Raw genomic sequence first — 12275 nt, 5'->3', positions numbered from 1 at the left:
TATCTTGGTTTGCGCTGGAGAAAGTCCGCAAGAACTGGTGGTAGCGCAGGATAAACAGGTAGCCATCGTAGCCAATTATGGGAATCAGCAAGCTGGAAATACCATTTCCATCGTTGAACTTGGAGCAATTCAAAAGCCACATGATTTAAATATCCTGCGCAATGCAGTTTATTTTACCGCAGAAAGAAGTCGGCTGAATGGTCGGTTAAATTTAACTAACTATCAGGTAGACTGGTTCCAGAGTACCGGCCAAAACGGAACCCACCTCTTACGTTTGAATCCGGATGGAAAAACAGTATATACAACCAATCGCTTATCAAATTAAGTTTCCCGAATTAAGATAGATGCACCTGATTTGCCAGAAAACATCCAATTAATTCCAGTCGGACTTCGGACTCAAGGCATCGATTGCAGTCCGGATTGCAAGGAAGTATGGGTGGGTTCCAATGAGAAGAGAAAAATCATTGTATTGATTACAGCATCCAATACACAGCTTACCGAGGTAAAAGCCGGAGCTATGCCGATCCGGATAAAATTCAGTCCAAATCAGGCATCGGTGCTGGTATCAGATTTAAAAGCCAGGAGGCGTACCCATGGGAATAATATAGGCTGATGATAACAAATCAGCCTATATAGCTCTAAGCAGTACCAATGAAGTAATTAAAATCAGGCTGCCGGAATTAAAAATTATGGCCCGTGAAAAAACAGGAACTAATCCCCATGGAATTGCATTGGTATATTAATTTCTATTTTCCAAACCCATCAGCAAGTCTGTTCATTTCTGACTCAGTAAGATTATGGCCTCCATTAATAACTACCTTATACAGGAATTGAACCGATTTTCCGGGCTCCAATTCAAGATTGCGAACTTCTTTCCCATTGCTGAACACAGCAGCACCCAATGGATTCAATGCAAACAGTCCATACCCACGTGCATGCCAATACGTAGGGTAACCTGTATTGGATGGGTGATCTATCATTGCCACTGTAACCGGTTCCTTGTTGATTTTTCCGTTTAACATTACCCAACGAGCCCTGGTACTCCAAACCGCATCACCTTTAATTCCTTCGCTGCTGGTATACATTCCAGTTATATTTTCTGCAGGCAATTGATCAACTTTGGTAACTATTCCATTGGCATCTACAAAGGAACTCGCTTCTTTGGAAGGTTGTTCCAATTCGCGGGCTACCCGGATAGCCAGCATACCATCTTTCACATCTTTAAATACCACTTTTTTTGCTGCTGTAAGTGTTGTAATCCGAACTACTTCCCATTGTTTACCATTCACCACAAACCTGTATTCAGTTTTTTCTGTCAATTGAGTTTCACCAACTTTATTTTTCCAGCTGGCAGTAACCAGCAGGGAAGCTCTGTCTCCTTTCGCTTCCTGTCCTGTAATTGATTCGTGATAAATAGAACCATAAGAACTTCTTCTGTCAAAAGGGATAGCCGGTGAATTGTTCCAGAAATCCAACCCATTTACCGATTCATAATTCAGCCATAAACCTACATGGTGTGGATGATCCGTTCGGTCGCCCTGCCTCGGCGCAATAGGAAAACCCCGTGTTACCGTTGTTCCATTCACCGTATTCAGCGGATATAAAACTGGTTTCATGATGGAATCATCGTACCGGTAGGCGGTCAATACACGCCCATTATATTGTAATTCATGCATTTTTTCTGTGGGTTTATTGACCCATTTCAATCCACCGGATTGAGCAATAGCAAAGGTTGGCAGCACTATCAGTGCTGCACAACCGAGAAGGAAATTTTTCATGGCAATCCTTAATATTTAAATACTTTACCATCCACCAATACCTGCCTGGTTTTTGCATCAAACACAGCTTTTCCTCCGGTTCGAACGGCGGCATTGGTCATGATGGTTGCGATGGAATGATTATACCCCGCTTCTACCGGAGCATTCGGTTGCTGCCTGCTGCGAACGCATTCCATCCAGTTGCGCATATGCGCACTTGTTAGCGCATCGCCACCGGTATTGGCAGAAGCTGAAACTTCTACTTTTTCAGCCACCAGTTCCATTTCGGGTAACCGATTGGGTTGCATTTTCATGGCATCCGCATGATTTTTACGTAACCCGCCGGTTGGTGAAACTTTATTAGTAATCAGGTTGAGTTCACCTCCGTTTGAATAATATAATTCAGCCGGTCGTTCATCCCCATTATGCATACGCGAAGAAAAGATTACCTGAAAACCGGAACTTGCATCATTAGCCGGACCATAATCAAATACGGCGGTAGTGGTATCCCAGTTGCGTCGGCCGTCTTTCCACATATAAATTCCCCCATTGGCCACCACGCTCCGGGGATGTGCCAGTCCGGAGAACCAGTGTACAGTATCAATCTGATGACTCATCCACTGTCCGGGCATACCGGAAGAATAAGGCCAGAACAATCGATATTCCAGGTATTTTCTTGGATCCCATGCTTCAAAAGGCCGATTGAGCAGGAATCGTTTCCAATCGGTATCCTGCTCCCTGATACTTGCCACCAGGTCTGGGCGACGCCAGCGGCCGGGCTGGTTAACATTCCAGGTAAGTTCAACCATGGTGATGGCACCAAATTTTCCTTCTCCAATAAATTTAGCTGCTGCTTTATAATTAGGTCCGCTTCTTCTTTGCGAACCGATCTGTACAATTTTACCGGCTTTTTTCACGGCATCGAGGGCGGCATTATTATCGTCCATCGTTTCCGCAAAAGGTTTTTCCGTATACGTATCCTTCCCTGCTTTCATGGCTTCGATGGTATGCAGGGCATGTTGAAAATCAGCGGTACTAATGATTACCGCATCAATATCTTTCAGCGTATAAAGCTCTTCGTTATTTACACAGGCACGCACATCGTGACCGAATTTTGATTTCAATTCCGCACTACCCTCCTCTCTGCGACGTTTCCAGATATCTGAAACGGCTAACATATCAAAATTCAATTCTTTGTAATGGTTCATAAAACTGGGCAGCAGGGATTGCCGGAAACGGTCGGAGAATCCCACCACACCTACATTTACGCGATCGTTGGAGCCCATAATCCGGGCATAGGAAACAGCACTGAGTCCCATTGTACCGAGGTAAACCCCGGCACCTGCTTTCAGCGACTGTCGGATAAATTGTCGTCTGTTTGACATTGTTGCTTGTTTAAAAAAAACCGGAGCTGCACAGAGCCTCCGGTTTCAGGTTATAAAGTATCTTATTTGCCGAATATTCCTTTTAATGCATCCAGCGCATTTCCACCTCCCGAAGAAGTATTTCCTGCGGGTGCCCCACCACCTGTAAACATTCCTGCAAGATCCTGAAGATCCACATCACCATCACCATCTTTATCCAATCCGCCTCCGGCTAATTTTCCCATGATGCCTTCGAGATTCATACCCGAAGTTCTACCTCCACTCAATTGACCAAGTAACCCATCCAGGCTGAATCCATTATTGACAGGTGCATTGGTTTTGCTAACCAGTTGACCCAGAATAACCGGTAGCAGGCTGCCAACAAGGGAACCGGCTTTATTTTTATCCAGACCAAATCGCCCCATCATATCACTGATTACATTACCTGAAAGGTTTTGGACAACGGGGTTATTTTGATCAACTTCTCCTTTTGCGAACATCCCCAACACATCTTTGGCTCCGCCCTGGGCCATCATTCCCTGCAAACCGGAAAGAATGGAAGCACCTGTTGCTTCAATGGCTTCGTCGTTGCGCTCGTTCGGAATGTCGGGGTTGTTGATAATGCTATCCCCGGCATTTTCCCGAATAAGATTTAAAAGGTTCTCTATCATAATTGCTGATTTAAGAATTAAAATATACGTTGATTTTCGTTCCATACTATCTTGTGCCCGGAATTAAACCAAGATTTAATGGAAGTAAAAATGGAACCGGGCTGGAAGGCATTTCTGAAAAAGGAATTTAGCCAGCCGTATTTTCTGCAGGTGGTGACGCACCTTAAAACCGAAAGAAGTGCCGGAAAGATCATCTACCCACCAGGTTCCCTGATTTTCAACGCTTTTGACAAAACACCACTGGACCAGCTTAAAGTGGTAATACTTGGACAGGACCCCTATCATAATCCGGGTCAGGCACATGGACTAAGTTTTTCAGTTCCCGATGGTGTAAATCCCCCACCCTCCCTTATAAATATATATAAAGAAATTGCTGCTGATATCGGGTTGCAATTACCCAAAAAAGGCAATCTGGAGAAATGGGCGGAACGAGGGGTGCTGCTGCTCAATGCAGCGTTGACAGTACGTGCCAACGAACCCGGAAGCCATGCTAAAATCGGCTGGATGGATTTCACCGATGCTGTCATCCGAACCGTAAGTGATCGGAAAGAACATGTGGTGTTTTTGTTATGGGGACGATTTGCTCAGGAAAAGCAGGTACTTATTGATGAAACCAAACACCTTGTTTTAAAAGCTGCACATCCTTCCCCATTCAGTGCAGATAAAGGATTTTTTGGCTGCCGGCATTTCTCCAAAACCAATGAGTATCTGGTTAAAAACGGCATTGATCCGATTGATTGGTCATTGTAAACTATCTTCAAGTATGAATTGGTTCAAAGAAGTATTTGGTAGAATCTGGGCGGCCTGGGCGATGCTTTTATTCACCGTCACCATGTTGATTTTTTTGATTCCGGTTATTCTATTCTGTTTACCTGCTGCAGAACCAAAACGTACCCAACGTTTTGTTTTATATGCCCGGGCATGGATGGCGATTTTTTTACCGGGTATCGGTTGTCCGCTTACAGTACGCGGAAAACAGCATTTTAAAAAAGGAACTCCCTATATCGTTATCTGTAATCACAATGCATTGATGGATGTGCCCATTTCATCACCTGCCATTCCGGGCGGCAATAAAACTATTGCAAAAGCAGAAATGGCAAAAGTTCCTGTATTTGGAATGATTTATAAATTGGGCAGCGTGTTAGTGGATCGCAAAAGTGATAAAAGCCGGAAAGAAAGTTTTGCTAAAATGAAAGCGGTACTGGATATGGGGCTGCACATGTGTATTTATCCGGAAGGAACACGAAACACGAGTTCCGAACCATTGAAACCATTTCATGATGGCGCATTCCGACTGGCGATAGATACCCGGAAAGCAATCATTCCCGGTGTAATTTTTAATACCCGAAAAGTTAATCCCCCTCATAAGACATTTTATCTGATACCGCATCCCCTGCGCATCCAATTCCTGGAACCCATCGAAGTATTGGATACTGATACCTGCGAAACGCTGAAGGCAAGAGCATTTGAGCGAATGAAGGAGGAGATAGAAGGTGAAAAGTGAGAAGTGAAAGGTGAAAGGAGAGGTGAAAGGTGAAAGGAGAGGTGAAAGGTGAGTGGTGAATGCAAAGCAAAACTATACAAACACCAATGAAATATTTTACAAGCAACTAATAATCAACACTCTGTATCGCCAAAAAACCATGAGTTCAATACGATTCCTGTGGGTACTGATCCAATTAATGTAGTAGACGCAATAGCAAATCTCTGAAATTCACGTCTGCACTCAATCCGTTTGACATATATGTTTTGGCCCCGATCTAAGTTTTGGCCCTGATCTAAATTTTGGCCCTGATCATTTAGAATTGAACCTTCCCAATTATTGAACTTTGAGAATTATTGAACCTCCCGAATTATTGAATTTCCAGAAAATTACTTTGTTGATTAAAACGTATTGATGCAAAGTATTAAGCTAGCATGTTTGATTTATGAAATATCCTTTTTGCGTGTTACACTTCAATCAACCTGCTCCCTTGCTTTGAGTGCCCGATTTTTTACTTTCAACTTCTAACTTTTTACTTCTACTGCGTATAAAAGAATTTCGAGCGGTTGATTTTCAAATCACGCAACAACCCCGATTTCGGATTGATGGTGATATTGAAGGTACGATACAATCCCACGGGCGTGATATTGATCCCCAATTGCCAGCAATGTAATTCCCGACTAAGAAACATCGTCAACTGCTGAATGGAAGCGCCGCGAAAATCATAAAAGGTACTGGCGCCCAGTTTCCATTTGGGAGTCAGGTTAAAATCACCACTAACGTTTACACTTGAATTGATCTGGGTTTCATATCCTGAGTAATCGCGTTTGAGAAGGCGACTAAAACTAAGCGAATAGGAAAGGTTTACTGACCAGGGAATATTGAAATCGGCGTATTCAGCGGGATTATTCCGCACATTGTTGAGCAAAGCCTGCTGTTCTTCATTTGTCATAGGTAAGCCGATTCCATTGGGATCCTCATCCGGTGGAATTTCTTTTTTCTCTTTTTGCTTGGAAGTGAAGGAAGTTGAAACAGCTATATTTCCGGAAGTGATTCTTCCCAGTGAAAAACCATCCCCACTCCAGGCATATTGATTGATCCGATAGCCCTGCCGATCGGTTTTATAGGGGTCCATACTGGCAGAAGCTGTGATATTAATCTTTTCAAAAAGGGTGCTACGCACATATAAACTGATGGGAGATAACTGAAAACTATCTGCTAAAAAGTTATAACTACCCGTTAAACCAAAACCATCCAGCAGCCGCACTTTTTTGATTCCATCTTCAGAAGTCGTATCCTTTTTCGACCGCACTTTCATTTCGAGGTTATTATCGAGAGTGAAACTCAGTCCACCAAATTCCCCTTCTCCAAATGCACCATATAAACTACCGGCATATTTACTGAATCGCACCTGACGCCCGCTGGTATCTACCTGTGTGGAATAATAATCCTTCCCATTCATGTCTGGTTTATAACTGGCAGATAAGGATGGCCGGATGACATGCCGGATGGCTCGAACATTACTGTTTTTGCCAAACTTTTCAAATTTTCCGAAGATGGCGGTATTCAGACTAAGGCTGAAAGACATATCGCGTGCGGTATGAAACCCACGGTTGATGGAGGTATCAATTCTGTTGGTATTGGGATTCCAGGTACGGAAAAACTGCTGTGCATACCAGCGCTCTGAATAACTGATACCGGGTGCAATCTGAATCGGCCCAAGAGAAGGCAATGACAAAGTAATGGGAATATTATGCTGAGCGCCCCATTGCATGGTATCGATCAGTTGGGTAAAGGAAAAAGCACTGTCGTAGAAGGAAGCCTGATTTCTGAACTGGGTGTTCAAACCAATTCCCAGTTTTTCATACCATTTGGGAGTACCCACCATTTCCTTTTTCTGAAAGGGATAAAAGTTATTGACTGTGAAGGAACCATCCGGCAAACGGATATTGATTTGGCGGTTTCTGCTATTCTGATCATGGCCCGCAGTTAAACTCAGGTTGTATTTATTGTTCCAGTTTTTGGTATAGGATATAGAAGAATACAATTGGTTTTGAAAGTTGATGGATGGATTTGCCCCAACAAACTGGTTAAACTGAGTAGAACCGGCGTTCACACTTGCCTGGAAATTGGTACCCGGACGTGCTTTGGCATCTGCCACATGGCTCCACTGAATATTGAAGCTACGATTGACATCAAATTCCTTATCAGCATCGCGGCTTAATATTCGAGTATTCTGCACCGATAGATTCAATCGGCCTGAATACCGGTACCGGCGTTTATAGGTAGGAGTCAGTACTCCCCGCCAGCCACCATAGGAATAAATATCACCACGAAGCATTACATCAAACTTTTCTCCGAGTACTTTATAATAGCCCAGCCCTTCAAGCCCAAGACCGAATTGTTCATTGGCCACAAATTGAGGAGGAAGGATACCTGATTTTCGTCCCTGTGATAAGGGGAAAAATCCAAACGGAATATAAATTGGCACGGGCACACCTTCGAATTCGGGATGGATCGGGCCACTCACGGCCAGTTTTTTATTGACCAGTTTCAGTTTTTTTGTACGGAAGGCAAAGTGAGGCGTATCCAGGTTACAGGTAGTAAACCGTCCATCCAATGCAAAAAAATCATTGACATTAACTTTTTTGATCCGGCTTCCGTATACATACATTTCACCCTGTTGGGTGAAGGTACTTTTGGTAATTCCCTTCTGTGTTTTGAAATTATAGATGATGGAATCCGCATCCATATTGCTTTCACCCTGAATAAAATGAGGTTTACCCTGTTTTTCACCAAGTGTATCTAATTTATACGTAGCAACTACAATTTGTGTTGGCTGATCCAGTTCAATGCTATAGGCGGTCAGATCAAGGTCTTTGTACTTGGTGCTGGCCTGGTTATACAGGGTTATCTTTTTGGTTGGGACATCCAGCACCATGGAGTCGGAAGCAGCATAAGAGACAGGTGCATCCAAAGAATCGCTGGATATTTTAACATTTAAGGTATCAATCTGTTGTTGTAAACTGTCTCTCTTTAAAGAAATAGAATCTTTTGACAAGGGAACGGTATCGCGTTTCAATGGGATGGTATCCTGTTGTTGAAGCGTTAAAGCCGCATTAAAATTTATCGATTTATAATAATTAGCGGTTGACGTCTGCGTTATTATTAAGAGTAGCAGAGTAAAAAGCCCGATAAAAATGTATTTTAAACTAAATTTGCCGCCGTCCTTCATACTATTGAATGGGGGCAAAAATAGGGATTCGGTACCCATTAATCAAAGGTTATTGTATGATCAAACAGTTCAAGACCAAACTCTTCATAGTGTTCGCTGCCGGAGTGTTGCTAATTTTATCACAAAGCAGCTACGCTCAGGGTGCTAAAAACGCCTTAAAAACAGTAATAATAGATGCCGGACATGGTGGGCGTGACCCAGGTGCACGGGGTTTAATATCCACAGAAGCAGAGGTGGCACTATCAATTGCGCTGAAACTGGGCAAAGAACTGGAGCAGGCCTATCCCGAAATCAATTTTATTTATACCCGCAAAGATGCCGCACTTCCAAAGGGAGTTACCGATCCCAACCTGGCAAACAGAATCAGGGCGGAGATGGCAAATGAAGCGAAAGGAGATCTTTTTATTTCGATTCACCTGAATGCAACCGGACAAAAAGCCGGTGGCTGGTACCAGAAGAAAATCACCGGCTACAGAAATAAGGTAGTGTATGTCGGAAAAGGTAAAACCAGGAAGAAAAAGCTGATCAAACAGCCAATTTACCAGTCTTATTACGTAAAAAATACGCGGATCGGTACCGAAACCTATATCTGGGCAGCCGATCGTTCAAGTGCCAAAAGTGAAAATATAGTATTGGATGATGAAGACAGTGGTGAGGATGAACCGGTGGATGACCCCAACAACGTGTTGGACCTGAATTCACCTGAAGCCAAAATCAGGGCACAACTCTACACTAAGTATTTTTTCCGTAATTCAGCGCTGCTTGCGCAATTTGTTGAGGAAGAATTCGCCAGTGCCGGTCGAAAAAGTTTTGGTGTAAAGCAACGAAATCACAAAGGAATCTGGGTACTACAGGCAACCGGAATGCCCAGTATCCTGATCGAAACCGGCTTTATTTCCAATAAAGAAGAGGAGGAATATCTGGTTAGTGATGCCGGTCAGAAGGAAGTGGTACAAAATATTGTAACTGCGTTCAAACGGTACAAGGAAGAGTTGGAAAATCCCCGGCACCTGCCCCGCAGCGCTACTGGGAATTAATTTATTACATTTGACTCCAATTCTTTACGCATGAAAATATCTAATGAAACCAGGATTGGTATCCTAGCTGTGGTGAGTATTGTCTTACTGATCCTTGGCTTCAATTTCCTGAAAGGGAAAAGTTTTTTTGATAAGAACGATCGTATTTACGCCATATTTCCTAAAGTAACCGGTTTGGCAAATTCAAGTCCGGTTTCATTAAATGGACTTCAGATCGGGATGGTTTCTGAAATAAAGGAAAGAAGTCCCAATATTGAAGATGGCATCGTGGTTACCATTAATCTGGCCCGGCATATCAATATTCCAAAAAACTCGGTTTCCTATATTAATGCAGATTTACTCGGCACATCCAGCCTGGTAATTGAACCTGGCAATGCAGGAGAATTCCTGGCAGATGGAGATACGATAACCAGTCGGGTGAAAGCCGGGCTGATGGATGAAGTAAGCGGAAGCCTGAATCCTGCATTGAAATCGCTCGATGCCACACTGATTTCACTTGATTCGCTGATTCAGGTAGTAGGAACCTATTTTGATCCGGCTACCAAAGATAATTTTCATGTAATTGTAGCCAATCTTTCCAAAGCGTCTGCAGGTTTGAATCAACTGATTGCCTCTCAGAATAGCAATCTGAATAAATCAATGCAAAATCTTGAATCGGTAACAGCAAATCTGGCTGCTAATAATGAAACGATCACACACACGCTGAGCAATTTGGAAAAAACCACTGACCAGTTGGCTACGGCAGATATTAAAGGCACGGTTACATCCCTGCAGGGAGCTATTGGAAACCTGAACGGAGTGGTAGCAAAAGCCAATAGCAAGGATGGTTCCATCGGACTCTTGTTAAATGACAAAAAATTATACCAGAATCTGGAAAACACTTCGCGGAGTTTGAATATTTTGCTCGACGATTTAAGAACCAATCCGAAGCGATATATCAATGTGTCGGTTTTCGGTCGAAAAGATAGGAGCAAGCCGCTACAGGCACCATTAAATGATTCTACACAAACTACGCCCCAATCCCAATAATATGCGACTAGTTGGATTTGTTCTGAGCTGGTTGCTTTTTCTGGCACCTATGCTAGCTGGTGCCCAGGAGCCTGTGCCTGTTGCAGCTGATACAATGGACATTGTACTGGTTCGAAAAACGGACCGGTTTCGTTATCTCAAAAAAGATTCGGTGACTGAATTACAGATGTTGGCCGGCAATGTTTTTCTCGAACAGGGAACCACCAAATTTTATTGCGATAGTGCTGTTATTAATCCGGCTACCGGCATAGTAGAAGCATTCGGCAATGTGCATATCAATGATGCAGATAGTATTCATACCTACGCCCAATACCTGATCTATTATTCCAACGAGAAAAAAGCCTATCTCAAAAAAAACGTACGGCTTACAGATGGCAAAGGTGTGCTCACTACCAATGACCTGGAATACGATACCAATCTGAAGATTGGAACCTATACGAATGGCGGCAAGGTGGTGAGTGAAAAAACCGTGCTTACCAGTAAGGAAGCCACTTACTATGGCGATATGAAAGATGTGTATTTCAAAAAAGATGTGAAGATGAAAGATCCGGAGTATGATCTGGAAACGGATTCTTTACTCTTTAATACCGAAAGCCGAATTGCCACTTTCATAACAAAGACGAGGATTCTTTCAGATAGTGGTCGCCGTGATATAACCACCTCGGAAGGCTATTATGATATGAAAAATAAGGTGGCCAAATTCGGTCGCCGTCCGCAGATCAAAGACGGAACTACTTTTATTACAGGAGATGATGTTGGATTTGATGACAATACCGGCGACAGTTATGCGCGCGGCAATGCGGTGTTTCGGGATACGGCACAGGGAATTTCCATATTGGCCAATGATCTGAAAGCAAATAAAAAGACGAATACTTTGCTGGCTACCCAGCGCCCGCTGATGATCATCAAACAAAAAGAAGATTCCATTTTTGTTACGGCAGATACGCTTTTTTCAGCTCGACTAACGGATAAAAAGGATTACCAGAAAACATTTATCCGACCGGTGCAAGTGGTAGCGGATAGTCTTTCCACAGACAGCACGGGTATTGCAGATAGTACTGTTTTATCAGACAGCGCCTGGCAATTAACGGTATTGGATCCGGCCGATACAACGAACCGAAATCGGTATTTCCAGGCATGGAACCGGGTTCGGATTTTTAGTGATTCCCTGCAGGCGGTTTGTGATAGTTTGTTTTATTCAGGAGTGGATTCCATCTTTCGGATGTTCCGGGATCCGGTAGCCTGGGCAAATGGAACACAGATTACAGGCGATACAATATTCATGTACACAAAAAATCAGGCACCGGAGCGCCTCCATGTTTTTGATAATGGACTGGTGATTAATCGCACGGCCGATGATTTTTATAATCAGATCAAGGGCAATACCATTAATGGGTATTTCATAGATGGGGCCATCCATTATATGCGGGCAAAAGGATCAGCAGAAAGTATATATTATGCGCAGGATCAGGACAGCGCCTATTCAGGAGTGAATCGATCCACGGCCGATATAATCGATTTTTATTTTGCCAATAAGGAATTAAACCGGGTTGTATTTCGCAGTTCGGTGGAAGGCACGTTGTATCCATTCAGACAGGTGAATCATGGAGAAATGCGGTTACGAGGATTTAAATGGTTGGAAAAGCGCCGGCCAAAAACTAAATTTGAACTTTTCGAAGACCCGGTAATAACTGAATAG

Annotated in this window: 11 protein-coding genes; 7 read left to right on the top strand and 4 right to left on the bottom strand. The window is 43.3% G+C overall.

Features of this window, described 5'->3' with window-relative positions:
- Window positions 1–4: 4 nt before the first annotated feature.
- Window positions 5–325 (top strand): hypothetical protein, encoded by a 321-nt coding sequence (locus tag B2746_RS17500; RefSeq protein ID WP_290796600.1) that lies wholly within the window; start codon window positions 5–7, stop codon window positions 323–325.
- 30 nt (window positions 326–355) lie between these two features.
- A complete protein-coding gene (locus B2746_RS17495) occupies window positions 356–613 on the top strand; it encodes a YncE family protein (protein WP_290796598.1) in 258 nt (85 codons plus the stop codon).
- A gap of 133 nt (window positions 614–746) precedes the next feature.
- Here B2746_RS17495 and B2746_RS17490 read toward each other — a convergent pair whose 3' ends face one another.
- The 3 genes from B2746_RS17490 to B2746_RS17480 all read right to left on the bottom strand — a co-directional run bounded on the left by B2746_RS17490 (window position 747) and on the right by B2746_RS17480 (window position 3792).
- Complete coding sequence (locus B2746_RS17490) at window positions 747–1778, bottom strand: PmoA family protein (protein WP_290796595.1); 1032 nt, start codon at window positions 1776–1778, stop codon at window positions 747–749.
- 8 nt (window positions 1779–1786) lie between these two features.
- A complete protein-coding gene (locus B2746_RS17485; protein WP_290796590.1) occupies window positions 1787–3142 on the bottom strand; it encodes a Gfo/Idh/MocA family protein in 1356 nt (451 codons plus the stop codon).
- Between the two features lie 62 nt (window positions 3143–3204).
- On the bottom strand, window positions 3205–3792 hold the full coding sequence (locus B2746_RS17480) for a DUF937 domain-containing protein (protein WP_290796587.1): 588 nt from the start codon (window positions 3790–3792) through the stop codon (window positions 3205–3207).
- A 78-nt stretch (window positions 3793–3870) separates the two neighbouring features.
- Between B2746_RS17480 and ung the strand changes: the two genes are divergently transcribed.
- Entirely contained in the window at window positions 3871–4542 is a 672-nt protein-coding gene (gene ung, locus B2746_RS17475) for a uracil-DNA glycosylase (protein WP_290796584.1), read from the top strand.
- 13 nt (window positions 4543–4555) lie between these two features.
- Entirely contained in the window at window positions 4556–5296 is a 741-nt protein-coding gene (locus B2746_RS17470) for a lysophospholipid acyltransferase family protein (protein WP_290796581.1), read from the top strand.
- A gap of 517 nt (window positions 5297–5813) precedes the next feature.
- On the opposite strand, the gene B2746_RS17465 is transcribed toward B2746_RS17470, so the two are convergent.
- Window positions 5814–8549 (bottom strand): putative LPS assembly protein LptD, encoded by a 2736-nt coding sequence (locus B2746_RS17465; protein ID WP_290796578.1) that lies wholly within the window; start codon window positions 8547–8549, stop codon window positions 5814–5816.
- 17 nt (window positions 8550–8566) lie between these two features.
- Between B2746_RS17465 and B2746_RS17460 the strand changes: the two genes are divergently transcribed.
- From B2746_RS17460 to B2746_RS17450, 3 genes are read left to right on the top strand one after another with little or no spacing between them, the layout of a single operon-like run.
- Window positions 8567–9547 carry an N-acetylmuramoyl-L-alanine amidase family protein gene (locus B2746_RS17460; protein ID WP_290796576.1) on the top strand — a complete coding sequence of 327 codons (981 nt, stop codon included), beginning with the start codon at window positions 8567–8569 and terminating at the stop codon, window positions 9545–9547.
- Between the two features lie 30 nt (window positions 9548–9577).
- Window positions 9578–10576, top strand: a complete 999-nt coding sequence (locus tag B2746_RS17455; protein WP_290796574.1) for an MlaD family protein — start codon at window positions 9578–9580, stop codon at window positions 10574–10576.
- A 1-nt stretch (window position 10577) separates the two neighbouring features.
- Entirely contained in the window at window positions 10578–12275 is a 1698-nt protein-coding gene (locus B2746_RS17450; protein WP_290796571.1) for an OstA-like protein, read from the top strand.

It is taken from the genome of Flavihumibacter sp. UBA7668, from assembly GCF_002483205.1.
Classification (GTDB): Bacteria; Bacteroidota; Bacteroidia; order Chitinophagales; family Chitinophagaceae; genus Flavihumibacter.
This window is presented reverse-complemented; position numbering and strand designations above follow the sequence as displayed.

Bases quoted from the DNA above. Each gene is read 5' to 3' on its own strand.
- B2746_RS17465 (WP_290796578.1), bottom strand. From the start codon at position 8,549: ATGGGTACCGAATCCCTATTTTTGCCCCCATTCAATAGTATGAAGGAC.
- B2746_RS17460 (WP_290796576.1), top strand. From the start codon at position 8,567: ATGATCAAACAGTTCAAGACCAAACTCTTCATAGTGTTCGCTGCCGGA.
- B2746_RS17490 (WP_290796595.1), bottom strand. From the start codon at position 1,778: ATGAAAAATTTCCTTCTCGGTTGTGCAGCACTGATAGTGCTGCCAACC.
- B2746_RS17480 (WP_290796587.1), bottom strand. From the start codon at position 3,792: ATGATAGAGAACCTTTTAAATCTTATTCGGGAAAATGCCGGGGATAGC.
- ung (WP_290796584.1), top strand. From the start codon at position 3,871: ATGGAAGTAAAAATGGAACCGGGCTGGAAGGCATTTCTGAAAAAGGAA.
- B2746_RS17485 (WP_290796590.1), bottom strand. From the start codon at position 3,142: ATGTCAAACAGACGACAATTTATCCGACAGTCGCTGAAAGCAGGTGCC.
- B2746_RS17470 (WP_290796581.1), top strand. From the start codon at position 4,556: ATGAATTGGTTCAAAGAAGTATTTGGTAGAATCTGGGCGGCCTGGGCG.
- B2746_RS17455 (WP_290796574.1), top strand. From the start codon at position 9,578: ATGAAAATATCTAATGAAACCAGGATTGGTATCCTAGCTGTGGTGAGT.
- B2746_RS17450 (WP_290796571.1), top strand. From the start codon at position 10,578: ATGCGACTAGTTGGATTTGTTCTGAGCTGGTTGCTTTTTCTGGCACCT.